The sequence below is a fragment of the Sphingobium sp. FG125 genome (genome assembly GCF_057809795.1).
Genome location: NZ_JBMDKQ010000024.1, coordinates 25,924 through 49,276, shown reverse-complemented (window position 1 = coordinate 49,276; position 23,353 = coordinate 25,924). Strand labels below are relative to the sequence as shown.

Annotated in this window: 26 protein-coding genes and 2 pseudogenes; 17 read left to right on the top strand and 11 right to left on the bottom strand. The window is 63.4% G+C overall.

Going from position 1 to position 23,353, the window contains the following annotated elements:
- Positions 1-110: 110 nt before the first annotated feature.
- Positions 111-1,247, bottom strand: coding sequence for a pyridoxal phosphate-dependent aminotransferase (locus tag ACODSR_RS18385; protein WP_489078055.1), 1,137 nt, complete (start codon positions 1,245-1,247; stop codon positions 111-113).
- Positions 1,248-1,312: 65 nt separating this feature from the next.
- Here ACODSR_RS18385 and ACODSR_RS18380 point away from each other — a divergent pair, with 65 nt between their 5' ends.
- Together ACODSR_RS18380 and ACODSR_RS18375 are read left to right on the top strand one after the other, a co-directional pair.
- Positions 1,313-1,576: a hypothetical protein gene (locus tag ACODSR_RS18380; RefSeq protein ID WP_489078054.1), complete on the top strand. Its 264-nt coding sequence runs from the start codon at positions 1,313-1,315 to the stop codon at positions 1,574-1,576.
- A 94-nt stretch (positions 1,577-1,670) separates the two neighbouring features.
- Positions 1,671-3,407, top strand: coding sequence for an acyl-CoA dehydrogenase C-terminal domain-containing protein (locus ACODSR_RS18375; RefSeq protein WP_489078053.1), 1,737 nt, complete (start codon positions 1,671-1,673; stop codon positions 3,405-3,407).
- 182 nt (positions 3,408-3,589) lie between these two features.
- Here ACODSR_RS18375 and trmB read toward each other — a convergent pair whose 3' ends face one another.
- From trmB to ACODSR_RS18350, 5 genes are all read right to left on the bottom strand, one after another.
- A complete protein-coding gene (gene trmB, locus ACODSR_RS18370; RefSeq protein ID WP_489078052.1) occupies positions 3,590-4,285 on the bottom strand; it encodes a tRNA (guanine(46)-N(7))-methyltransferase TrmB in 696 nt (231 codons plus the stop codon).
- Positions 4,286-4,441: 156 nt separating this feature from the next.
- On the bottom strand, positions 4,442-5,461 hold the full coding sequence (locus ACODSR_RS18365; RefSeq protein ID WP_489078051.1) for a hypothetical protein: 1,020 nt from the start codon (positions 5,459-5,461) through the stop codon (positions 4,442-4,444).
- Between the two features lie 227 nt (positions 5,462-5,688).
- Positions 5,689-6,888, bottom strand: coding sequence for a methionine adenosyltransferase (gene metK / locus ACODSR_RS18360; RefSeq protein ID WP_489078050.1), 1,200 nt, complete (start codon positions 6,886-6,888; stop codon positions 5,689-5,691).
- Between the two features lie 57 nt (positions 6,889-6,945).
- Positions 6,946-8,598, bottom strand: coding sequence for an apolipoprotein N-acyltransferase (lnt, locus tag ACODSR_RS18355; protein WP_489078049.1), 1,653 nt, complete (start codon positions 8,596-8,598; stop codon positions 6,946-6,948).
- 7 nt (positions 8,599-8,605) lie between these two features.
- The gene (locus tag ACODSR_RS18350) at positions 8,606-9,241 is read right to left on the bottom strand and encodes a YqaA family protein (RefSeq protein ID WP_489078048.1); all 636 of its coding nucleotides are present in this window, start codon (positions 9,239-9,241) and stop codon (positions 8,606-8,608) included.
- 277 nt (positions 9,242-9,518) lie between these two features.
- On the opposite strand from ACODSR_RS18350, the gene ACODSR_RS18345 reads away from it, so the two are divergent.
- The 4 genes from ACODSR_RS18345 to ACODSR_RS18330 all read left to right on the top strand — a co-directional run bounded on the left by ACODSR_RS18345 (position 9,519) and on the right by ACODSR_RS18330 (position 12,456).
- On the top strand, positions 9,519-9,761 hold the full coding sequence (locus ACODSR_RS18345) for a hypothetical protein (RefSeq protein ID WP_489078047.1): 243 nt from the start codon (positions 9,519-9,521) through the stop codon (positions 9,759-9,761).
- Between the two features lie 543 nt (positions 9,762-10,304).
- Positions 10,305-11,024 (top strand): hypothetical protein, encoded by a 720-nt coding sequence (locus ACODSR_RS18340; RefSeq protein WP_489078062.1) that lies wholly within the window; start codon positions 10,305-10,307, stop codon positions 11,022-11,024.
- A 76-nt stretch (positions 11,025-11,100) separates the two neighbouring features.
- On the top strand, positions 11,101-11,751 hold the full coding sequence (locus tag ACODSR_RS18335) for a glutathione S-transferase family protein (protein WP_489078046.1): 651 nt from the start codon (positions 11,101-11,103) through the stop codon (positions 11,749-11,751).
- Between the two features lie 66 nt (positions 11,752-11,817).
- Positions 11,818-12,456, top strand: coding sequence for a hypothetical protein (locus ACODSR_RS18330; protein WP_489078045.1), 639 nt, complete (start codon positions 11,818-11,820; stop codon positions 12,454-12,456).
- Positions 12,457-12,463: 7 nt separating this feature from the next.
- Here the strand turns inward: ACODSR_RS18330 and ACODSR_RS18325 are convergent, their stop codons facing one another.
- Both ACODSR_RS18325 and ACODSR_RS18320 read right to left on the bottom strand, forming a co-directional pair.
- Entirely contained in the window at positions 12,464-12,712 is a 249-nt protein-coding gene (locus tag ACODSR_RS18325; RefSeq protein WP_489078044.1) for an HP1242/YdcH family protein, read from the bottom strand.
- A gap of 165 nt (positions 12,713-12,877) precedes the next feature.
- Positions 12,878-13,477 (bottom strand): hypothetical protein, encoded by a 600-nt coding sequence (locus ACODSR_RS18320; RefSeq protein WP_489078043.1) that lies wholly within the window; start codon positions 13,475-13,477, stop codon positions 12,878-12,880.
- 197 nt (positions 13,478-13,674) lie between these two features.
- Here ACODSR_RS18320 and ACODSR_RS18315 point away from each other — a divergent pair, with 197 nt between their 5' ends.
- The 5 genes from ACODSR_RS18315 to ACODSR_RS18295 all read left to right on the top strand — a co-directional run bounded on the left by ACODSR_RS18315 (position 13,675) and on the right by ACODSR_RS18295 (position 18,869).
- Positions 13,675-14,982 (top strand): M28 family peptidase, encoded by a 1,308-nt coding sequence (locus ACODSR_RS18315; RefSeq protein ID WP_489078042.1) that lies wholly within the window; start codon positions 13,675-13,677, stop codon positions 14,980-14,982.
- Between the two features lie 36 nt (positions 14,983-15,018).
- Entirely contained in the window at positions 15,019-16,347 is a 1,329-nt protein-coding gene (locus ACODSR_RS18310; RefSeq protein ID WP_489078041.1) for a DNA-packaging protein, read from the top strand.
- Positions 16,348-16,562: 215 nt separating this feature from the next.
- Positions 16,563-17,048: a hypothetical protein gene (locus tag ACODSR_RS18305; protein ID WP_489078040.1), complete on the top strand. Its 486-nt coding sequence runs from the start codon at positions 16,563-16,565 to the stop codon at positions 17,046-17,048.
- Between the two features lie 68 nt (positions 17,049-17,116).
- A complete protein-coding gene (locus ACODSR_RS18300; protein ID WP_489078039.1) occupies positions 17,117-17,455 on the top strand; it encodes a hypothetical protein in 339 nt (112 codons plus the stop codon).
- Positions 17,456-17,747: 292 nt separating this feature from the next.
- The gene (locus tag ACODSR_RS18295; protein ID WP_489078038.1) at positions 17,748-18,869 is read left to right on the top strand and encodes a phage portal protein; all 1,122 of its coding nucleotides are present in this window, start codon (positions 17,748-17,750) and stop codon (positions 18,867-18,869) included.
- 45 nt (positions 18,870-18,914) lie between these two features.
- Here ACODSR_RS18295 and ACODSR_RS18290 read toward each other — a convergent pair whose 3' ends face one another.
- A complete protein-coding gene (locus ACODSR_RS18290; protein ID WP_489078037.1) occupies positions 18,915-19,055 on the bottom strand; it encodes a hypothetical protein in 141 nt (46 codons plus the stop codon).
- Between the two features lie 77 nt (positions 19,056-19,132).
- Here ACODSR_RS18290 and ACODSR_RS18285 point away from each other — a divergent pair, with 77 nt between their 5' ends.
- The 4 genes from ACODSR_RS18285 (at position 19,133) to ACODSR_RS18270 (ending at position 20,649) form a co-directional block, all read left to right on the top strand.
- On the top strand, positions 19,133-19,453 hold the full coding sequence (locus ACODSR_RS18285) for a DUF6127 family protein (protein WP_489078036.1): 321 nt from the start codon (positions 19,133-19,135) through the stop codon (positions 19,451-19,453).
- Positions 19,454-19,581: 128 nt separating this feature from the next.
- Entirely contained in the window at positions 19,582-19,992 is a 411-nt protein-coding gene (locus ACODSR_RS18280; protein ID WP_489078035.1) for an HK97 family phage prohead protease, read from the top strand.
- A gap of 93 nt (positions 19,993-20,085) precedes the next feature.
- The gene (locus ACODSR_RS18275; protein ID WP_489078034.1) at positions 20,086-20,448 is read left to right on the top strand and encodes a DUF1902 domain-containing protein; all 363 of its coding nucleotides are present in this window, start codon (positions 20,086-20,088) and stop codon (positions 20,446-20,448) included.
- A 3-nt stretch (positions 20,449-20,451) separates the two neighbouring features.
- Entirely contained in the window at positions 20,452-20,649 is a 198-nt protein-coding gene (locus ACODSR_RS18270) for a type II toxin-antitoxin system HicA family toxin (protein WP_489078033.1), read from the top strand.
- Between the two features lie 95 nt (positions 20,650-20,744).
- On the opposite strand, the gene ACODSR_RS18265 is transcribed toward ACODSR_RS18270, so the two are convergent.
- Entirely contained in the window at positions 20,745-21,413 is a 669-nt protein-coding gene (locus ACODSR_RS18265) for a phytanoyl-CoA dioxygenase family protein (protein WP_489078032.1), read from the bottom strand.
- A 173-nt stretch (positions 21,414-21,586) separates the two neighbouring features.
- Between ACODSR_RS18265 and ACODSR_RS18260 the strand changes: the two are divergent.
- Positions 21,587-22,492, top strand: a pseudogene (locus ACODSR_RS18260) (phage major capsid protein); the annotation flags it as partial.
- A gap of 57 nt (positions 22,493-22,549) precedes the next feature.
- On the opposite strand, the gene ACODSR_RS18255 reads toward ACODSR_RS18260, so the two are convergent.
- On the bottom strand, positions 22,550-22,924 hold the full coding sequence (locus ACODSR_RS18255; protein WP_489078031.1) for a hypothetical protein: 375 nt from the start codon (positions 22,922-22,924) through the stop codon (positions 22,550-22,552).
- 92 nt (positions 22,925-23,016) lie between these two features.
- Between ACODSR_RS18255 and ACODSR_RS18250 the strand changes: the two are divergent.
- Positions 23,017-23,238: pseudogene (locus ACODSR_RS18250) on the top strand (phage major capsid protein); the annotation flags it as partial.
- Between the last annotated feature and the right edge of the window lie 115 nt (positions 23,239-23,353).

Sequence of the window (23,353 nt, the reverse complement as noted above, 5' to 3'; positions counted from 1 at the left end):
GATGGCCGAAGGCCAGCCGGAGGGGTGTCGCCCTCACGATGGGGTGACACCCCTCCACCACTGGCTACGCCAGCGGTCCCCCTCCCCTTGCAGGGGAGGATTTCAGAGCGTCAACGCCCGCCTTGAGCCTGAAACCATGGCACCATCCGGGCGATGGCGTCCTCTACGCGGTCGGTGGAGACGGCGAAGCTGAAGCGGATGAAATGGTGGCCTTCGACCGGATCGAAATCGATGCCCGGCGCGGTGGCGACGCCGGTGTCCTGGAGCAGGCGGTGGCAGAAGGCGAGGCTGTCGTTGGTCAGGTGGCCGATGTCGGCATAGAGGTAGAAAGCGCCGTCGGGCGGGGCGATGCTGGCGAGGCCCAGGGCTGGCAGGGCGTCGAGCAGCAATTGCCGGTTGCGGCGGTAGGTGGCGACATGGCCGTCCAGTTCGGCACGTTCCTCGAACGCCTGTAGCCCGGCCTGTTGGGCGAGGACGGGGGGCGTGAGGAAGAGATTGCCCATGCGGGCGCGGGCGGCGTCGATCAGCGATGGCGGCACGACGATCCAGCCCAGACGCCAGCCGGCCATGCTGAAATATTTGGAGAAGCTGTTGACGATGATCGCGTCCGGGGCAAATTCCAGCATCGATCGGGCCGGGTCGCCGAAGGACAGGCCGTGATAGATTTCGTCCGAGATGATGGCGATGCCGCGCGCGGCGCAGGTGGCGGCGATGCGGGCGAGTTCTTTCGCCGGGATGATGGTGCCGGTCGGGTTGGCGGGGCTGGCGAGGATCAGGCCGTCAGGCGCGGGATCGAGCGCGGCCAGCGCGTCGGCGCTGATCTGATAGCGTTCCGCCGGGCCGCAGGCGATTTCGAGGGGTTCGAGATAGAGCGCCTTCAATGTGTTGCGATAGGCGACGTAGCCGGGGCGGGCGGTGGCGACCCGTGCGCCCGGCGCGAACAGGCTGGTGAGGGCGAGGACGAGGCCGGGGGATGCGCCGCAGGTGAGCAAGATGCGTTCGGGGTCGATGCTGAGGTCGTAGGCGTCGCGATAGTGGCGGGCGATCCGGTCTTTCAGCGGCTGGCTTTCCCAATAGCCCATAGGGTCGGTGTCCAGCACATGATGCGCCACCGCGATGGCGGCGGCGGGCGCGCCGGTCGAGGGCTGGCCAAATTCCATGTGGAGGATCGAGCGCCCTGCCGCTTCGAGGCGGTGGGCTTGCCGGCTGATGGCGATGGCGTGGAACGGGTCAATGCTGGCGATCATGCTGCCTGCCTAGAGGGGGCGGGGCGTGGCTGCAACCTTGGCCGGTGATGCGGCGTTGGGGTGGGATGGATGAGGCTGTGCTGACAGGGCTGCAATATTATGGCGCGGGGGTGGCGGTGCTGGCGGCGTTGCTGGTGTCGCTCAATATCGGGCGACGGGTGACGGGATGGGCGTTCGTGCTGTTCGTCACCAGTTCGATCGCGCTGATCGCGTGGGGATTTCTGGCGCAGGACAGCGAGGGGATTGGCTGGCAGAATGTCGCCATGCTGGGGATCAATCTGGTCGGGGTGTGGCGATATTTGTTGTCGTCGCACAAGCCGAGGGATTAGCCACCGACGATGAGCCGTACACAGGCATAGGTGGCAGAAAATTGACTGTAACATATGTTTGGTGTAATGCGCTGACGACAGAAGAGGAACCGTCATGCAGAGCTATGTCCCGCCGATCGACGATTATCGTTTTTTGCTGAACGAGGTGCTGGGTTTCGACCGGGCGATGGCGGAGTTGGGCAAGGCGGTGGACGCCGATCTGGCGCTGGCGGTGCTGGAGGAGGCGGGGAAGCTCTGTGCCGAGCGGCTGCATCCGCTGAACCGTGAGGGTGATGAGCAAGGCAGCCGTCTGGTCGATGGCGCGGTGCAGACGCCCGATGGTTTCGCGCAGGCCTATCGCGATTTTGCCGATGCGGGCTGGACATCGCTGTCGGCGGACCCGGCGCATGGCGGGCAGGGGCTGCCCTTCATCCTGCAACTCTGGTTTGACGAGATGATGTCGGCGACCAACCTGTCCTTCGGCCTGTTCCCCGGCCTGTCGCGCGGGGCGTGCGAGGCGATTGCCGCCCATGCCAGCGAGGATTTGAAAGCCGCCTATCTGGGACCGCTGGTGAGCGGGGAATGGACCGGGGCGATGGCGCTGACCGAAAGTGGGGCGGGGACCGATCTGGCGCTGCTCAAGACGCGGGCGACGCCCAATGGCGATGGCAGCTATGCGGTGGCGGGGACCAAGATTTTCATATCGTCGGGCGACCATGATTTTGGCGGCAATATCGTTCATCTGGTACTGGCGCGGTTACCCGACGCGCCGCCCGGCGTGAAGGGGATCAGCCTGTTTCTGGTGCCCAAATATCTGCCCGATGCCGATGGCGGCTTTACCGTGCGCAACGCCATGTCGGTGGGGTCGCTGGAAAAGAAGATGGGGATTCACGCGCAGCCGACCTGCGTGATGCATTATGACGACGCGACCGGCTGGCTGGTGGGGGAGGCGCATCGCGGGCTGGCGGCGATGTTCACGATGATGAATGCCGAGCGGTTGATGGTGGGCATTCAGGGGCTGGGCATTGCAGGCGGCGCCTATCAGCAGGCGGCGGCCTATGCGCGCGACCGGGTGCAGGGGCGCAGCGCGGACGGGACGCGCGGGCCGGTGGCGATCATCGACCATGCCGATGTGCGGCGGATGCTGCTGAATGTCCGCGCCTTCGTGGAGGCCGGGCGGGCGCTGGCGGGATGGACCGCGCTGCAACTCGACCGGGCGAAGGGCCATGAGGATGCGGGCGAACGGGGACAAGCCGATGCGCTGGTCGCGCTGCTGACGCCGGTGATCAAGGCGGCTTTCACCGATTTCGGTTTCGAGAGCGCGGTGCAGGCGCAGCAGGTGTTTGGCGGCCATGGCTACATTCGCGAATGGGGGATGGAGCAATATGTCCGCGATGCGCGGATCGCGCAGATTTACGAAGGCACCAATGGGGTGCAGGCGATGGATCTGGTCGGGCGCAAGCTGCCGATGGCGGGCGGCGCGGTGGTCGAGGGCTTTTTCGACGGGATCGCGGCCGATGTCGCGGCGGCGGGCGACCGGGTGATTGCGGTGCGGACCGGCGAGGCGCTGGCGTTGTTGCGCGAGGCGACGGCTTCGTTGCGCGGGGCGGGCGTGGACGCGACCGGGGCGGCGGCGGTCGATTATCTGCGGCTGTTCGCGCTGGTGGCGATGGGATGGATGTGGACGCGGATGGCGGTGGCGGCTGGCGCGGGTGATACGGCGCTGCATAGCGGCAAGCTGGCGGTGGCGGACTATTATGCGCGGCGGGTGTTGCCGCAAGCGAGCGGGCTGGCGGCGAGCATCGCGGCGGGTGAGGGGGTGATTATGGCGCTGGGCGCGGAGGCGTTTTAGGCCCAATCGACATTCAGCCCTGACGGCCTGCAAATGGCGGTTTCCCGACTTCGCTCGAAACGAACGGACGTTGGTAAAGTTATCGGGCGTAGGCGCGTTTGCCGGAGGGGTGGCGCGCTATCGAGAGGGTGACACCCCTCCGTCTGGCCTGCGGCCAGCCACCTCCCCATAAAGGGGAGGACTTATTTACGCCGGTAGCGGAAGTACCAGACTTCATGGCCTTTTTGCCGGGCCTTGGCTTCGTAGCGGGTCTGGGGCCAGCCGCCGGGGCGGGTGAGGAAGTCGGCGGGATCGCTGGCCAGCCAGTCGAAATCGGGATGGCCGTTCATCACCATCAGCGCCCAGCGCAGATAGATGGGATGGTCGGTGCCGAAGCGAAATTCGCCGCCGGGCTTGAGTTTGCGGGCGATCATCGCGACCGGGCCTGGGTTCATCATGCGGCGCTTGGCATGGCGCGCTTTGGGCCAGGGGTCGGGGTGGAGGAGGTAGACGAAGCTCAAGCTGCCGTCGGGGAGGCGGCTTAGCACTTCGAGCGCGTTGCCCATATGGAGGCGGATATTGCCGAGCGCGCCTTCGCGGATATGGCCGAGCGCGGTGACGACGCCGTTGAGGAAGGGTTCGCAGCCGATAAAGCCATGATCGGGCAGCATGTCGGCGCGATAGGCGAGATGCTCGCCGCCGCCAAAGCCGATCTCGAAATGGAGCGGGCGGTCGTAACCGAAGAGCGAGGCGGCGGTGACGTCGCCCTCTTCCGGCACGGAGATGGCGGGGAGGAGGGTATCGACCAGTTCCTGCTGCCCCTGTCGCAGCTTGTGGCCTGACTGGCGGCCATAGAGGCGGTTGAGTGTGGTTGGATCGCCGGATTTATGCGCTGTCATGGGGTGCGCGGATAGCGGGCGTGGGGAGTGGGGGCAAGGGGGTGGGAGGGCGTTGATCACCCTCCCTCCGAATACGTGAAGCTTGAACAGAAACGAGATCTGGATTGTCTGGCGAATTGCGGTCTAGGTCTGGAATCGCATTAAAAAACGAGAAACTTACTGTTGTTCACTCTGTGTACTACGCACGGTAGCAGCAAGTTGCGAGAGACGGCGCTGGTGCCTTTCTATTGCGATCAACAAGAAGAAGAACATGAGCATCAGGAATCCACCGGCGATTTGTAGCGCGAGTAGCAGAGACGCCTTTCCAGTATATTGCCCCGCAATTATGTCGTCTCGCTTGGATTGTGCGTCCTTCGCTGCACTCTCTCGGCGTTCAGAAAGCAAAGAGAAAAAACGATCCTGAAAGGTCCGAAAAAGTTGAGAGTGGGACTCCGTTCCCTGAGGAAACTGCATTGACCGCACTGTTTCCGTGTAAGGGACATCGACAAGGCGACTCGTCGCACAGCCTATAGGTTCGACATACCAACTGGCACACGCCGTACTGTATGAATCCCATCCCCGCCGTGTTTCAGAACGGGTTTTTTGAACCTTGCGTGTTACCTCAATGCGTTTGGCGGATTTATATTTGACCAAACGGTTTACTGTGGGAGGCAAACTCGCGTTCTCCGACATGACTTTGAAAAGCAATTCTAGGTCGCTTTTATCTTTGGAAAAGTCCAAGTCACCTTTCTTTATAGCATCGAGTCGAGCACCCGTTTGCAAGAATGCGTCATCGAACTCCTCCTTTGACAGGCGCTTGTCATCAGACTGACGATATGGCTCAAACTTTTGTCTGAATAAATTATAGTATCGGCTAACGAATGCTGTGTAAAATTTGCGGACCTGAGGATCAATGGGATCGCTCTGCTCAACTGGCAAACCAACGGCCTGTGGTGATGTGTCGGCAGATGTGATGTCGCTAGCATTGACCGTTGCGGTCTCTTCGATGACAGACGTGGGTGATTGCATCGTGCGGTATATGCCTGACAACGCGAGCCAACTCGCATAGCCGATCATTAACGTAGCAATTACAAGAATGATCATGCGCAAAATACGCAGATAGGCCTTTTCGATGGCGTCCAGACTTGCGCTCATCCGCGCGCCAAACCGCGGCAAAGTATCAATTTCGGTATTCATAAATGCCCCCACCATTCGTTGCGATTAATCAACGACCAGAGGCTTCTCAGGTCAGCGCGCTTTTAAGTCAATGTCGCTCCCGATTATTCAAATCCGCAATGGGGCTTTAAGTTGAACCAATAACATAATGAGGCTCTGCAAAGCATGGGATGACTTGTCCTCTATGCGCAGGCGGTAGGGTGCCGCAGCACATGCCGCGGCGCCCTTTTTGCTGCATCATTGGGATATCAGGCCAGTGCCGCTTTCAGCGCATCCACCAGGTCGGTCTTTTCCCAGGGGAAGAAGTCGCCTTCGGGGGTGCGGCCGAAATGGCCGTAGGCGGCGGTTTTTTGGTAGATGGGTTTGTTGAGGCCGAGATGGGTGCGGATGCCCTTGGGCGTCAGGCGCACGAGCGTTGGCAGGACGGCTTCGATCGCTGCGGCTTCGACGGTGCCGGTGCCGTGGAGGTCGACATAGAGGGAGAGCGGTTCGGCGACGCCGATGGCGTAGCTCAGCTGGATCGTGCAGCGGCGGGCGAGGCCGGCGGCGACGATATTCTTGGCGAGATAGCGGGTGATGTAGGCGGCCGAGCGGTCAACCTTGGTCGGGTCCTTGCCGCTGAACGCGCCGCCGCCATGGGGCGATGCGCCGCCATAAGTGTCGACGATGATCTTGCGACCGGTCAGGCCTGCGTCGCCGTCCGGGCCGCCAATTTCGAACAGGCCGGTCGGGTTGACGTAAATGGCGTCGTCGCCGGGCAGCCAGCCTTCTGGCAGCACATCGGCCATCACACCCTTGACATAGGTGCGCAGCTTGGCGCGGCTGTCGTCATTGTCCATGCCCGCGGCGTGCTGGGTCGAGACGACGAGGGCGGTGGCGCGCACCGGCTTTTCGTCGATATATTCGAGCGTCACCTGGCTCTTGGCGTCCGGCTCCAGAAAATCGACCACCTTATTGTGGCGATCATGGGCGAGCCGTTCCAGGATCTTGTGGCTGTAATAGAGGGTGGCGGGCATCAGGTCGGGGGTTTCATCCGAGGCATAGCCGAACATGATGCCCTGATCGCCTGCGCCTTCATCCTTGTTGCCGCTTTCATCCACGCCCTGCGCGATGTGGGCGGACTGGCCGTGGAGGTTGTTTTCAAAGCGGAAGGTCTGCCAGTGGAAGCCGTCCTGCTCATAGCCGATGCGCTTGACCGTGGCGCGGACGGTGGCTTCGATTTCTTCTTTCGCGCCCGGTGCCCATGCGCCATCTTCATAGACGCCCTTGCAGCGGATTTCGCCGGCCAGCACGACGAGTTGGGTCGTCGTCAGCGTTTCGCAGGCGATGCGGGCTTCGGGGTCTTTGGACAGGAAGAGATCGACGATGGCGTCGGAAATCTGGTCTGCAACCTTGTCGGGATGGCCTTCGGACACGGATTCCGAGGTGAAGAGGAATTGGTTACGCATGGGACTCCCATAAACGGCTGGGCCGAAAAGCGATATAAAGAATAGTTTATGTGGCTATTAGCTTTTGCTGCGCAGCATGGCAATGGCCAGTCCGGCCAGTAGCGCCATGAAGGCGAGGGACGCCCAGTTGCCGAGCCGCGCGAACAGGGGCGGCGGCAGGGCGGGCGGCAGGCCGGAGTCGAGGAAACCCGCGCGGTTGAGGCCGAGCGCATGGACGACATGGCCGTGCGCGTCGATGATGGCGGATACGCCGGTGGGGGTGGAGCGGATGATCGGAATCCCCTCCTCCAGCGCGCGCAGCCGGGCCTGGGCCAGATGCTGGACCGGTCCCCAACTGCCGAACCAGGCGTCGTTGGAGGGGTTGAAGAGGAAGGCAGGGCGGTTGGCGCGGTCGATCACTTGCCCTGAGAAGATGATCTCGTAACAGATTTGCACGCCCATTTTGAGGTCCGGGCGACCGAGGGTTGCGGGGAGGGGCAGGCTTTGCGGGCCGGGACCGGGCCAGAAATCGGCGTCGCCGGGGACAAGGCGCGAGAGGCCGATCGGTTCGAGGATGTTCCGCATCGGCAGATATTCGCCATAGGGGACCAAATGCGCCTTGCTGTAGCGGCCGAGCAATTGGGCGTCGGGTGTGACAATCCACACGCTGTTGTTCGCGCCTGCGAGCTTTTGCGTGATGAAACCGTCCTGTTGGACCGGCTTGAAATAGACTTTGTCCGCGCCGGTCATCAGCAGGTCGCCGGGGCCAAGCAGGCTGGCGAGGCGGGCGCGCCAGCCCGGTTCCATGTCGAGATAGGCGGGGATGGCGGCTTCGGGCCAGAATATAAGGCGCGGGGCGGGGCGGGGCTGGCCGGAGAGGGCGGCGAGCTTGCGGAAATTGGCGACTTCGTTTTCGACCGAATATTTCTGGTCCTGGCCGATATTGGGCTGAACGATGCGGACGCGCGGCGCGCCGGGCGGGGTCGGCGGAGCGGGGGCGAGATGGCCCCAGAGCGCGAGGAGCGCGAGCGGCGCGGCGAGGGCGGCGGCGGGGCGATAGTGGCGCTGGAGGGCGAGGAGGAGCGCGCCTGCCGCGAGGATCGTCAGCGCGCCAAGGCCATAGGTGCCGATGAGGGTGGCGGCGATGGCGATGCCGGTGGGGAGCAGGGTGACGCCGAGCGGGTTCCAGGCGAAGCCGGTGAATATGGTGGCGCGGAGATATTCGGTGGCCAGCCAGAGGGCCGCGAAGAGGAGGATATATCCTCCCCGGAACGGGGAGGGGGACCACGCGAAGCGTGGTGGAGGGGGGGCGCCTTCGGGCGATGCGTCGTGTATGGTGCGCGCCCCCTCCGTCAGGCTTCGCCTGCCACCTCCCCTTGCAGGGGAGGAATGGGCTAACCACCATGTCCCCAGCGTCGCGAGGCCCGGATAAACCGCCAGGTAGAGCGACAGCAGTGCCACGGCGGGATAGCCCAGCCAATGGGGCATGCTGTCCTGAAAGGTGAAGGCGTGGGCGATCCAGTTGAGGCCCAGGGTGAAATGGGCGACGCCAAAGAGCCAGCCACAGGTGAAGGCGGCGCGGCGGTCAGGGGCGTGCTGGACCAGGTGGATGAGCAGCGCGAGGCTGGCGAGGGTGACGGGCCAGAGGTTTAAGGGCGCGAAACCGGTGGCGCTGAGCAGGCCCGCCAGCAGCGCGGCGAGGCGGGGATGGCGGGTTACTAGGTCGGACATTAGTTGGCTAGCGGACCGTAGCCATGGTGGCGGCGCTGCAACTGTCGCTCTTGCCGGGGCCGCCGGTCAGCATGGAGGCAGCGATGAAGCCGCCGACGATGAGGACAAGGAACAGGCCCGACAGAAGGGCGAGATATTTTTCGATGAACGCCTTGATCGGGCGGCCATATTTCCAGAACAGGAAGCCCACCAGCATGAACTGAAAGGCGCGGGACAGGACGCTGGCCCAGATGAAGGTGAAGAGCGGCAGGCCGATGAAGCCCGCCGTGATGGTGATCAGCTTGAACGGGATCGGCGTTGCGCCCTTGATCAGGATGATCTCCGCCCCGAACTCGCGCAGATAGCAGGCCGCGACCGGGAATTTGGCAGCCAGGCCAAGCGCGGCGAGCAGTTGCTGGCCCACCGTCTCATAGAGGAAATAGCCGATCGCATAGCCGAGCAACCCGCCCAGCACCGAAGCGAGGGTGCAGATGACCCCGAATCGCAGCGCACGTTCCGGGCGGGCGAGGCACATGAGGCCGAGCAGCGGGTGCGGCGGGATGGGAAAGAAGCTGGATTCCATGAAGCTGAAGGCGAACAGCCAGCGTTCGGCGTGGCGGTGGGCGGCTTTCGCCAGCATCCATTGGTAAAGGCGTGTCAGCATCGGGCGGGGTCAGGCCGACTTTCCGGTGATGCCGGCCTGCAAATGATGCCTTTTTCCGCTTCCGGTGCTCACGTGCTGGCAGCACGCTGCGCTCCGGTTCTCAAAAAACATCATTTTCGCCTCGGCCTGACCGGAAATTCGACCTGACCCCTAGCCGAGATGAAGGCCGGTCGCCAGCGCCTTTTGCCGGTCGGGCGATAGGTGAGGGTGGGGGGCTTTGCGGCGCTTGATCGGTTGGTGCGCGTGGCGATAGGATCGGCCGATCGAGGAGAGACAGATGCAGGGCATGGGTGAGGGCGGCTGCCCGTTCGAGTTCAATACCGATCCGGCGACGTTCAAGGTCGGCGATTCGGTAAGCTATCGCGTGACCGGGAGCCTGGAGGGCTTTCCGTTCGCGGGCGTGCTGCTGGAGGTGCATGACGATCATGTCGTGCTGACCAGCGATGTCGAGGACAAGGCCAGTCGGATGCGCGCGACGCGCGAGAGCAGGCCGGTGGTGCGTGAGGAAGATGTGTGCTGAAGGATCGCGTGTTTTTGGGCGATTATGCAGTCTGCAATGTCGATATTGGCGTGTTGAACAAAGACTATCCTCCCCTGCAAGGGCAGGGGAATTGCATATGGAATTTGCCCTTGGTGTGAAGAAGGATTTGGCAAAGTCTCCGTTCGCCCTGAGCCTGTCGAAGGGCCGTTTTTTCTTTGTTCCGAGCGTCCGCGCCAAGAAAAGGACAGTCCTTCGACAGGCTCAGGACGAACGGAATTTTCATATGCGATAGCCCTGCCTGCAAGGGGAGGTGGATGGCCGCAGGCCAGACGGAGGGGTGTCGCCCTAACGATAGGGTGACACCCCTCCACCACCGCTACGCGGCGGTCCCCCTCCCCTTGCAGGGGAGGATTTTGAAGTCCGCACCTGCCGGAATGTACGACGGCACATTCGATCAGTCTGACGCGACGGCGTTGACGTCGCGGCGTCGTCTGGGCATGACCCCACTTCAGTCCTGTTCGGTCGGCGCGTTTGACATTTTCTACCATTTCCTGGGCCAGATTGCGGCAACGCGCGGGCGGCATGGCGTTTGCGCTGGTGCTGAACGCTATCCTGCTGCTTGCGCTGTTTACGTTGGCGCCCAAGCCTGAACCCAAGCGGGTCGAGGACCGGATGCCGGTGACGTTCGACGTCGAGACCGGACAGAAAAGCGTAGAGCAACAGAAGCGCGCGCCCAAGGCGGAGCGGCGCGAGAAAGAGGATGCGGCGGCGCCCAAACAGGCGCAGGCGGTGGTGCGGCCCCCGGTGCCGGTGGCAAAGCCCGCCGAGCAGCCGCCATCGCCCTTCCCCTTCCTGACTTTGGACCGAGAGCAGATGGCTTCGGCCGATATTGGCCGGATGCCCAAGGCGGCGCAGGGGGCGAGTGCGGCGGGGCAGGGCAATAGCGCGGCGGTAGCGGGGCCGGGCGAGGGGCCGGGGGGTGTGCAATTGTTCAACGCCGAATGGTATCGGCGACCGACCAATGCCGAGCTTTCCCCCTTCCTGCCCGCCAATGCGCCGCCCAATGGATGGGGTATGGTCGCGTGCAAGACGGTCGATCATTATCATGTCGATAATTGCCAGACGCTGGGCGAATCGCCGCTGGGGTCTGGCTTTGCCCGCGCGGTGCGGCTGGCGGCGTGGCAGTTTCTGGTGTTGCCCCCGCGCGAAAATGGCAAGGTTCTGGTCGGCAGCTGGGTGCGGATACGGATCGACTATACGCGGACCGTGGTGAGTGCCGGGGCTGGCGCGGGCGGCGAGTGAGCCTGAACGCATAAAAAAGTTGCATTTTGAGACTGTTTTGTCATGCTGCCGCGCTGGCAGGATAGGGAGAGATTGCATGATCATCCATGGTGCGCGGCCGTCGCCCTTTGTGCGCAAGGTCATCGTCTATGCAGCGGAAAAGGGGATTGATGTAGAGGTGCAGCCAGCCGGGTTCGGGCGCGGGGCGGAGGGCTATTTCAAGGGGTCGCCATTCGGCAAGATTCCGGCGCTGGAGGATGGCGATTTCCTGCTGTGCGATTCGACCGCCATCATAACCTATATGGATGCGCTGCGTCCGGGCACGGAGATGATCCCGGCTGAGCCGAAAGCGCGGGCGCGGACGATATGGTATGAGGAATTTGGCGATACCGTCGTGCAGCCGGCGGGGGCGAAGATATTTTTCAACCGGGTCGTGGCGAGGGCGCTGAAAGCGCCGCAGGATCTGGTCGCGGCGGACAAGGCGGAGGCTGACGAGATGCCGCGCCTGTATGACTATGTTGAGGGAGTTTTGCCCGACAGCGGCTGGCTGGTCGAGGATCGTTTTACGTTGGCGGACCTTGCGGCGGCGTGCCCGATCATCAATGTGGCCTATTGTTCGGACGGGCTGGATGCGGCGCGCTGGCCCAGGGTTGCGGCGTGGGTCGATGCGGTGAAGGCGCGGCCCAGCGTGGCCGCGGCGCTGGCTGAGGAAGCGCCGATCGTGGCGGGGATGATTGCAAGAAACTAACCCATATGGAACATTTCCCTTGACAGCGTCACGCTGTTCTGGCAGAGATAGGCACAGTGGAAAAATGTGAGTCGCCAAGGCGCGACGCAGCAGGGGCTGATCCGGGCGGGTCGGCCCTTTTTGCGTTGGGCCTGGGGCGCGCGGGCGGGGGACATAGACATGGCGGACGGGGTGGAGGCGCAGGGGCGCGACTTGGAACCGGCGCGCCGGACCAGCGCGGGCAAGGATCAGATGCAGATGCGCGCGCCGCGCAAGGATGGCTGGACCAAAGATCAGGAGCGGCTGTTTTTGCAGACGCTGGCGACGACCTGCAACACCAGCGAGGCGGCGCGCGTGGCGGGCGTGAGCCGGACAAGCGCCTATGACCGCAGGCAGCGTAACCGCCGCTTTGCCGCCGACTGGGAACGGGCGATGGATATTGGCTATGCCGAGATTGAGGCGATGCTGATGCGCGAGGCCTTGTTTGGCAGCGAGAGCGAGGAGATTTTGCTGGACGGCGAAGGCGCGGTGAAGAGCCGCAAGGTCAAGCGCGGGCATGACCTGAAACTGGCGCTGCAACTGCTGACCCGGCATCGCGATCGGGTGCTGGCCTATCGCGCGAGCACGGCGGCGGGGAAGGAGCGACCCGATAGCCCGGCGGTGGTGCGGCGGGTGCGGCGCGCACGGGCCGAAGTGGAGCGGATGCGGGCGGTGACGGGGACGTGAGGCGCTGTCAGACCGTGCGTCCGGGCGCGATCATCGCACCGATTGTGTCGAGCAGGGCCAGTCGCTGTTTCTTGAGATCCTCCAGCCGCGCGTCCGATGCGGCGCTAAGCCCCTCTATGATCCGGCTGATTTCGCCGACCAGATCATGATGGCGATCGGCCAGCCCGCGAAAATAGGCGTCGGTGAGTTTGAGATGGTGCAGCCGGTCGATGGCGTGGGGAAACAGGCTGTGGAGATCGTGGCCATGTTCGCTCATTCTGTCGTCTCCATAAGGAGGAAGGGTATGAGCGGATTATGCGGCGGGGTGGCGCTATGGTCTCTAGGTAGTTGTCCGGGGGCTGGCCGCTAAAACTTTCTTCGCCGGACAAAAGGAAAGCGGGCGTTTGCACGGTCGCAACGCCCGATAGTCATGCATGGCCGATCAGTCAGGCCTGCGATGGTTTTGCGTCGATTTGCCGGGATGGTCCGGGCCGAGCGATCGCATCGGGGCGTCGGGATCAAGTTCGCCGTGACGGATGCTGCGCGGGTGGATGGCGGTCGACGGAGATGCGTTATGCCCAACGTCCAGATTGAACGGCGGCGAGACGCAAAAGCTGAGGATGAGGTCGTTCATCACCGCCCTTGTCCTGGGCGCGGCTTCCAGAATGGATTTTCTGGAATCATGACGATGTTCCCGCCGGTGGATCATGCCGTTGCGTTCCATGCGGGCAAGGTGGCGCAGCGCGGTGGTCATCGGGACGCCGCTGGCATAGCATAGTGAGGTGACGCAAGATGACCGATATTCGGCCATATCCGCGACAAGCGCCAGCAGCATGTTCCAGCCAGGGTCTGACACCGGTTGACCAAGCGCTTCGCTACGGCGCAGCGAGAAGCGGTGAAATTGTCGCGCAATCTCTCCGATTTCCGCTTCGGTTGCCGTCGGGGTGATGCTCGGATCATGGGCCAGGTCGGGTTTGGCGTGGCTGCGGATGACCGTCATTATATGGGCGACGACGTCCGGGCTGATGCCTAATTTTGTCATGTGGCGCTCGATCTCGTACATTCGGTGGGGCATCGAGTTTCCCTTCGTGATTGAATCGATTTCGAAACGATGTCTGTTTTTATAGGGTTAGCAAGCCTGTCGCAGCAGATGAATTTTTTGTTTGATCCGATTTGGAGGTTGTCGCTCTTGCCAATCGCCGCCTTTACAGGGCGCCGGGGTGCGATAGATTGATGTCCATGAAAAATCAGATTTTGTTCGCCGCGGCGTCGATGCTGTCCACATCAGCCATGGCGAAGGCACCTGCCCCCGACCCCGATCGTTTGAAGGCGACGGTCGAAAAATTGGTGAGTTTCGGGACGCGGCATACATTGTCGTCGGCGACTGACCCCAAGCGGGGGATTGGCGCGGCGCGGGCTTGGGCGGCGGCAGAGTTTGCGCGGATTTCCAAGGGGTGCGGCGGCTGCCTGAAGGTCGAGAGCGTGTCGGAGCGCTTTACCGCGCCGCGCGTGCCCAATGGCGCGGAGATTGTCGATGTGCTGGCGATCCAGACCGGGACGGGTGATCCCAGTCAGGTGGTGATCGTCGCGGGGCATATCGACAGCCGGGTGAGCGACGTCATGGATGCAACCAGCGATGCGCCGGGCGCGAATGACAATGGGTCGGGCAGCGCGCTGGTGATCGAGGCGGCGCGGGTGCTGGCGGGTGAGAAGTTTGACGGGACGATCGTGTACGCGCTGCTGTCCGGCGAGGAGCAGGGGTTGCTGGGTGGCAAGTTGCTGGCGAATACGGCCAGGGCGCGCGGCTGGCAGGTAAGGGCGATGCTGAACAATGATATTGTCGGCAACACGACCGGGCTGAACGGGCGGATCGTGGCGGACCGGGTGCGGGTGTTTTCCGAAGGAATACGCTCTGCCGAGGATGCCAAGGCGGGGCTGACCCGGCGCGGGATTGGCGGCGAGGATGACGGGCCGTCGCGGGCGCTGGCCAAGGCGATCGACGATATTGCCGAGGTCAATCCGCAGATCGGGCTGGACGTGTTTGCGGTGCGGCGGCCTGACCGTTTCGGGCGGGGCGGGGATCATACCCCGCTGCTGGAGGCGGGCTATCCGGCGGTGCGTTTTTCGGTGGGGATCGAAAATTACGACCGGCAGCATCAGGATTTGCGGGTCGAGGGCGGGCGCGATTATGGCGACACGGTTGTCGGCATGGACTTTCCCTATCTGGCGAAGGTGACGGCGCTGAATGTCGCGGCATTGCGGGCTTTGGCCAGCGCGCCGGCGGCGCCTGCGAGCGTGTCGCTGGATGGTGCGCTGTCGATGGATACGCGGGTTTTCTGGGACGCGGTGCCTGGGGCGGCGGCCTATCATGTGTATTGGCGGCGGGCGGATGCGCAGGACTGGACCGATAGCAGGCTGGTGACAGGCGCGACCGAATTGCTGCTGAAAGATGTGGTGGTGGACGATCATTTCATCGGCGTGGCGGCGGTGGCCAGGGACGGAAGCGAGAGCATCGTGACGTTCGGGGGCATGGCGCCGCGCAAATAGGGGCGTGGCTGTCGCTGCCCCGGCAAGGGGAGGGCGATGGAGACTTCGCATATCGAGTGGCTGGATGCGTGGCCGCGCGAGCAGGCCAAGATGCGGCGGCTGCTGAAAGAGGCGGGCCGCGAGGCGCTGGAGCATGACTGGGACTGGCTGGCGCGGCGGGGGCAGATGGCGCCGCAGGGTGACTGGCGCGTCTGGTTGATGATGGCCGGGCGCGGCTTTGGCAAGACGCGGGCCGGGGCGGAGTGGGTGCGCGGGATTGCGGAGGCTGATCCGGCGGCGCGGATCGCTTTGGTCGGCGCGACGCTGGGCGAGGCGCGGCGGGTGATGGTGGAAGGGGCGTCGGGGATATTGGCGATTGCGCCCTGGTGGTGCCGCCCGGTCTTTTACCCGGCGCTGCGCAAATTGGTCTGGCAGAATGGTGCGGTGGCGACGTTGTTCGGCGCGGCGGAACCGGAAAGTCTGCGCGGGCCGCAGTTCAGCCATGGCTGGGCCGACGAGATCGCCAAATGGCCCTTTGCGGAAGGGGCGTGGGACAATCTGATGATGGCGATGCGGCTGGGCAAGCGGCCGCGGGTGATGGCGACGACGACGCCGCGCCCGGTGGCGCTGGTGCGGCGGCTGGTGGCGGATGCGGCGGCGGGGAGCGTGGTGGTGACCCGCGGGCGGACGGCGGACAATCGCGCCAATCTGGCTGACGGCTTCGTCGAGGCGATGGAGCGCAGCTATGGCGGCACGCGGCTGGGGCGGCAGGAGCTGGACGGTGAACTGATCGAGGAGGTGGAGGGCGCTTTGTGGAGCCGCGACCTGATCGAGCGGTGCCGGGTGGCGCATGTGCCGGGCGGGCAAGATGGGGCGGCGCTGGGCCGGGTGGTGGTAGCGGTCGATCCGCCTGCGTCGGCGCATGGCGATGCGTGCGGTATCGTGGTGGCGGGCGTGGGTGGTGACGGGCGCGCTTATGTGATTGCGGACGCGAGTGTCGAGGGTTGCTCGCCCGAACAATGGGCGCGGGCGGTGGCAGCGGCGGCGACCGTGCATGGTGCGGACAAGGTGGTGGCCGAGGCGAATAATGGCGGGGCGATGGTGGAAAGCGTGCTGCGCGCGGCGGACGAGAGGCTGCCGGTGAAGCTGGTCCATGCGTCGCGCGGCAAGGTGGCGCGGGCCGAACCGGTGGCGGCGCTCTACGAGGCCGGGCGGGTGGCGCATCGCGGGGCTTTTCCGGCACTGGAGGATGAGATGTGCGGGCTGCTTACCGGTGGCGGCTATGTCGGGCCGGGACGATCGCCCGATCGCGCCGATGCATTGGTGTGGGCGCTGACGGAGCTGATGCTGGGGAAGAGGGGTGAGGCGCGGGTGCGGGGGTTTTGAGGGGTGGCGCTTGTTTCGATGCGCGTTACATCATCTGATCGCAGGGCTATCTCATATCATCTTGTTTAGCTGCGCTGGGCTTCGGCTCAGCATCCATTTCTCGTCCCCAGCGGCGGCTTTTGGCGCACGATGGATCCTGAAATAAATTCAGGATGACGTTGTAGAGATGACGAAAAGCCATATGCGATAGCCCTGCATCTGATCGGAGGCATCATATGAGCGAACGGCAACGGTTCTGGATGGCGGTAGTCGGTGCGCCGCTGTGGATCGCCTATCCGTTCATATTCTGGTTTGGTGCCGGTGCCAAATGGCAGGTGCGCTGTGGTGGGCGGACTTTCGCCGGTGCGTTCGACGATTGTTTCAATGATTATATTCCGGTCCTGGAAGTCATGGCGTTTCCGGTCATGCTGCTGCTGACTTATCCCTTTTTGCGATTTGCCTTTACGCTCTATGCGCCGCCGGTCGAATGGCGGAAGCGGGCAGGATGGTGGCTGGCGCGAAACGGCGGAGGCGCGGATTATTATCCGAGCTTGCATCTATTCGTGGTGTTGGCTGTGCTGTGGGCGGCGGTGCATCTTGTCTCGTATCCGCTGGCGTGGGTAACGGCGCCCTTTATCCTTTACTGGATCATGTGGATTTTGTGGTTGGGCATGGGAAGCTGGGCAAGTTGGCCCGCGCGCGTGCCGGATGATGTCGGCTAGTGGATTGGAACAAGCGATGAGCTTGGTCCGTTTTTGGCGCATCATATTTTGATTGCGGAGTGATTCAGATGAAGGTGGTGACGATATTGGGCGCTTTGGTCGGGGCGACGCTGGTGGCGAACCCGGTGCTGGCGGTGACGTTGAGCGCCAAGGAGCGGGCGCGGGTGGCGCGGGCGGTGCCGCGGGATCGTGACGATGTGCGCTACTGCCTGATCCAGGCGAAGAAGGGCCGCGACAAGGGTACGGTGATCGGCGCGGCTGGTGGGGCTGGCGTCGGGCTGATCGCGGGCGGTGGTTTGGGCGAGACTTTGCTGGGCGCGGGCGCGGGTGCGCTGGCGGGCCGGGTGATCGGCAAGAGCGAGGGGACGAACTCGACCTGCGACCGGGTGTTGCGGCGTAATCCGTAAATGGAGAGTGGCGTGACCTTGACCCGTTCGTTTCGAGCGAAGTCGAGAAATGGCAGCGCGCGGTTTCTCGACTTCGCTCGAAACGAACGGCGGTTGAGAGCAAACGGCGCTATCTTGGTTTGACGTGAGAGGGGAGTGTTCCCCCTCTCCCAGCTTCGGTAGGCGGCTTCGCCGTCAACCTTCGCTTTAGTTTTAGCGCGATTTCCGGGTCATCAGTTATTCTATCTGATTGGAAATCGCTTTGGCCCTCTCCCCGTCGGGGTGAGGGTTTTTTGTTGTGCGGGAGGCAAGCATGAAATTCTTTGGGATGAAGGCCGTGCAGGCGGATGTGCGGCCGGTGCTGGCGCGGGCCTGGGGGACGGGGGCGGTGGCGCTGGGGGAGTGGCCTGCCAGCTATGAGGCGCAGTTGCGCGCCGGGGTGATTGGCAATCCGGTGGCGCAGCGGGCGATGCGGCTGGTGTCGGAGGGGGCGGGGGCGACGGCGTTGAAAGTCGCGGGTGTGGAGGATGGCGCGCGGGTGCTGGCGCTGGTGGCGCGGGCTTCGGCGGGGCAGGGTTTGGTGGAGACGCTGGCTTGCCATTTGCTGCTGCATGGCAATGCCTATGTGCAGGTGATTGGTGGGGCGGACGGGATGCCCGCCGAGCTGTTTGCGCTGCGGCCCGAACGGGTGTCGGTGGAGGCCGATGCGCGCGGGTGGCCCGCGGCCTATCTCTATCGCGTCGGGGAGAGCGTGACGCGGCTGTCGCCCGAAGATGGGGCGGGGCGGACCAATGTGCTGCATTTGAAAAGCCTGCATCCGCTGGACGATCATTATGGGTTGGGCTGTGTCGGCGCGGCGGCGGGGGCGGTGGCGATCCACAATGCGGCGACGGTGTGGAACAAGGCGCTGCTCGACAATGCGGCGCGGCCAAGCGGGGCGATGGTCTATGATCCGGGTGACGGATCGGTGATGGCGCCCGACCAATATGAGCGGGTGAAGCGGGAGATGGAGATCGCCTTTGCGGGCGCGGCCAATGCGGGGCGGCCGATGCTGCTGGAGGGCGGATTGAGCTGGAAGGCTTTGAGCCTGACACCGGCGGAGATGGATTTTGTCGGCCTGAAGGCGGCGGCGGCGCGGGAGATTGCGCTGGCTTTCGGGGTACCGCCGATGCTGATGGGGCTGCCCGGCGACAATAGCTACGCCAATTATCGCGAGGCGAACAAGGCGCTGTGGCGGCAGACGATATTGCCGCTGGTGGGCAAGATATGCGCGGGGCTGGGGCAGGGTTTGGGCGGCTGGTGGCCGGGGCTGCGGATCGAGCCGGACCTGGATGGCGTGGCGGCGCTGAGCGATGAGCGGGCGGCTTTGTGGGAGCGGGTGGCGGGGGCGGATTTCCTGTCGGCGGAGGAGAAGAAGGCTTTGTTGGGATTGTAGGGGGTTTCGCGCAGAGGCGCAGAGGACGCCGAGATTTTTTGGAGCCTAGCGTTCGCAGTTTCGCGTTGATGCGGCCCAGCGGCCACCGCTGTCGAGGCAGGCGTCGATGGCGAGTGAATCCGATCGCCAGAGCCATATCGCGAGCGCGGCGATGATGACGGCGGTCAGGATGAACAGGCGGCGCATGGCGTAACCTACCATCGTGCAAAGATAAAGGGCAGGGCTTCGACAGGCTCAGCCCGAACGGAAGAGGGAGTGAGGCCATGAAACAGGATGGCGAGATGCTGGCGCGGTTGGTGGCGCAAGCCGAGGGCGCGCCGGGCGGGTCGGATATGGTGATGATCCGGGCGCTGGTGGAGGAAGCGAGCGAGCTGGGCGCGGGGCGGGCGCTGGAGCGGCTGGGGCTGGCGGACCGGCGGGCGGAGGGCGATGTGCGGGAGTTGCGCGAACTGCTGCGCGCCTGGCGCGACGCGAAGAAGGCGGCGCGCGGGGCGGTGATCGGCTGGATGGTGCGGATCGCGCTGGCGCTGGTGTTGCTGGGGATTGCGGTCAAGACCGGGCTGGTTGGGTTGGTGCGGGCGTGAGTGGCGATGTGGCGCCTGTTCCGTTCGGGCTGAGCGAAGTCGAAGCCCTTGGCCGAGCAGAGCGTGGTCAGAAGCCTTCGACAAGCTCAGGCAAGCCCTACGACAGGCTCAGGGCGAACGGAGATTATATGGCTCAAGACGTGCGCTTTGCCGGCTATGCGGCGATTTTCGACCGGGTGGACCGGGGCGGGGATGTGGTGCGGGCGGGCGCCTTTGGTGGCGTGCGTGCGGCAGGCGTGCCGTTGCTGTGGCAGCATGGGCCGGGGCAGGTGATCGGCGCGGTCGAGCGGCTGGAGGAGGATGCGCGGGGGCTGCGCGTGATCGGGCGGGTGTCGGCTCGCACCGCAGCCGGGCGCGAGGCGGTAGCGGGGTTGAAGACGGGGGCGCTGGACGGGCTGTCCTTTGGGTATCGCGTGCGGGAGGCGCGCGGGGCGGGGCCGCGCGAATTGCTGGCGCTGGAGCTGGTGGAGGTGAGTCTGGTGACGCATCCGATGCAGGATGGGGCGCGGGTGATTGCGGTGGAGGGTGAGCCATTGTGAGTTTGCATTTTGCAAACTTTGGTGACAGCATGGTCGAAATCACATAGGGGGCAGGCGCATGGAGCAGATTGAATGCGTCGGGACAATTGCCATATGATCCGTGGCGACAGGCAATTGCTTACGAGAATTAAACGGATTTTTGTAACCATGCAGCGGGGGCACCGGTGGATGGAATTTGACGTGCTAAAAAAAATCGAACTCAAGGTTCATATTGCGCAGGATGAAGAGACCGGTTGTTGGTATATTGCCGCGTCCGATATACCAGGATTGCGGCTTGAGGCCGAGACGGTGCATGATCTGATCCGTAAGGTGGAGGATGTTGCGCCTGACCTGATCGAGTTGAACAGTGCGGAAATCCTGGCACCTTATATTGGTGCTCAAAAGAGCAAGATGCCCCGCCCACCACTCAGTATCCTGCCGGTATTCGATACTCCCTTATCGGTCGCTGCGGCATAATCCATGTCGGGGGGCTATGGACGGCAAATTGAGCGATTATTGCTGGATGCTGGCTGTCATATCATCCGCCAGGGCAAAGGCGATCATCAGATCTGGTTCAGCCCGATAACTGGCCGCAGCTTTGTATTCGATCGTGGAGTCAAAATGCGGCATACAGCTAATGGCATTTTGAAAGACGCGGGACTGGATAAGGCATTTTGAGGTGCAAGCGCAGCTCCCCCTCATCCAACTTCGCATAGCCAGCAAGCTGGCAAGGCTTCGTATCCTTCTCCCCCGTAGAGAGAAGCTTTGCTCGGTCATATCCCCAGCCATTCCAGTCCGCCGGGCAGAGCGTCGGCGCTATAGTCGAGTTGAAGGACGCGGCGCTGGCGGGGATTGGCGGCGGCGTCTGAGGCGTGGAGGATGGGCGTGGCGTAGAGCCAGATGTCGCCGCGTGCCGCGAGGCAGGCGAAGGTGCCGCAGCGATCGACCATGGCTGGGACATCGCTTTCCACGATGCGACCATGGCGGTGGGAGCCGGGGGCGATGAGCAAAGGCGCATTGTCGGCGTCGACCGGATCGAGATGGAGGCGCAACGTGACCATGCGGTCCAGCAGGGATTGCGGTGGGGCGACATGCTGGAGGCCGGATTTGATCGTCCAGGGGCCAAAGCCTTGTGTTTCGATGCGTTGACGCACGGCGATGGTGCGGTCCTGATGCCAGCCGAGCGCCCAGTTGGTGGCTTCGTTTTTGTCGAACAGGATGGCGCGCACCGGCTTTGCGGCGTTGCCCAGATGGGCGACGGCGTGGCGGCCGATGGGGCCGGTTGGCGCGAGAAATGGCGCGAGTTCGGCGAGGGCTGTCAGGCGCTGGCCGGGGCGGTCGGTTGGTAGCGTCGCGAGGGCGGCTTCGATGGTGGCCAGGGTGAGCGGGTGGAGCGCGGCGGGGATATGATGTGCGCCGTCGGTGGCGAGGGTCAGGGGCATGGGGCTTTATGCTGTTGCGGGGTGAGCGACGCAAGCGGCGCTTCCCCCTCATCCAACTTCGCCTAACCGGCTGTGCCGGTAAGGCTTCGTATCCTTCTCCCACAGGAGAAGGATTTTTTCAGGGCGGTCCCATCGGGGCCGCCCTTTTTCGTGTTTTCTAGCGGGAGAATGACATGACGGACATGCAAGTGGATGCTCTGGAGGGGAGCTTTGATGTGGTGCTTCAGGGGGAGCGGATTGCGGCTTTGGAGGCGGATATTAGCGCGATGCGGGTGGCGATGCAGCGGCCGGCATTGGATGGAGTGAAGGGTGGGGCGGTTGATCCGGCTCGTAGCGCCTTTGTCGATCGCTATTTGCGGCAGGGGCAGGAAGCGGGGGTGGAGCTGAAGAGCTTTTCGGGTGCTTCGGGGGCAAGCGGTGGTTATGCGGTGCCGCGGGAGATTGATCAGCTGATCGATGCGACGCTGAAAAGCATTTCGCCCATTCGCACGATCGCCAATGTCGTGCGGACCGGGACGGCGGGCTATCGCAAGCTGGTGACGGCTGGCGGGATCGTGTCGGGCTGGGCCAGCGAGACGGGCGCGCGGGGCGAGACGGGGACGCCGAGCTTCAACGAGATTGCGCCGCCGTCGGGGGAATTGTTCGCCAATCCGGCGGCGTCGCAGGCGATGCTCGACGATGCGCAGTTCGATGTCGAGGGATGGCTGGCGGGCGAGATTGCCCGTGAGTTTGCGGTGGCGGAGGGCGCGGCCTTCGTCAACGGCAATGGCACGGACAAGCCCAAGGGCTTCCTGACCTATACGACCACCAACGAAGCGGACGCTGTGCGGGCGTTCGGGTCGCTGCAATATGTGGCGTCGGGCGCGGCGGGGGCTTTTGCGGCGTCGAACCCACAGGACAGGCTGATCGACCTGGTGCAGAGCCTGCGTGCGCCCTATCGACAGGGGGCGTCGTTCGTGATGAACAGTGCGACGCTGAGCGCTATTCGCAAGATGAAAACAAGCGATGGCGCGTTTCTGTGGCAGCCGTCGCTGAGTGCCGGGCAGCCCGCGACCTTGCTGGGCTATCCGGTGGTCGAGCAAGCCGCATAAATTGTAGAGAACAAAAATCACGCAAAACTGCGGTTTTTTGCGATTTTACCTTGTAACGAACATGCCCCAGCTCACCGCGTCTTCATACGTCTTGAACAAAAATCCAGGATGTTTGATTTCGAACTCGGCTCTCAGTCGTTGGTAGGAACCGTCCTTCCGATGTGCCGCATCGCCTACCAAAATAGCATCATTCCTGAGTTTTCTCGCCCTAACGCGCCATTCCTCTGCATCGTCAGGATCATTATCTGCGTGGAGAACCGAAAGTGGGATTGGATCACAATGCGGACGTGGCCCCATCGTTCGGTATTTTTCATTGTATTGGATGAGTTTGAACACCGCGTCTGGAAGCGGGAGAGCGAGCGCCTGCTCCAGTACCTTCGCGTGTGTTTCCTTATAGATTTGCCTGATGCCGTCTTCCATAGTGAGCCTCCAGTTTCCTCATTAAAAGTGGAAGCACCTTTTTCCTAGGCGTAAAGCACTCCGGCATGTCGTCGGCCACGATTGCCTCTGCCACGGTCGAGGCCGAGGATATGCCGGACATCAGCGCGGGCAGCCTGTCGATCGCGTTCGGCAATTTCCAGGCGGGCTATGTCATCGCCGAACGCAGCGACACCAGCATTTTGCGCGATCCGTTCAGCAACAAGCCGTTCGTGCATTTCTATGCGGTCAAGCGTATCGGCGGGGCTGTGGCCAATAGCGAGGCGATTAAATTGATGAAGTTTGCGGCTTCGTAAACGAAAAGGTTGGGCGTGGGACGCGGCCCCACCCCAACCCTTCAAACGAGTCACGTGCCTCGTTTGAACCTGAAGGGGAGGGGCTATTTTATTGGGGGGAGGCGTTTGCCTTCCC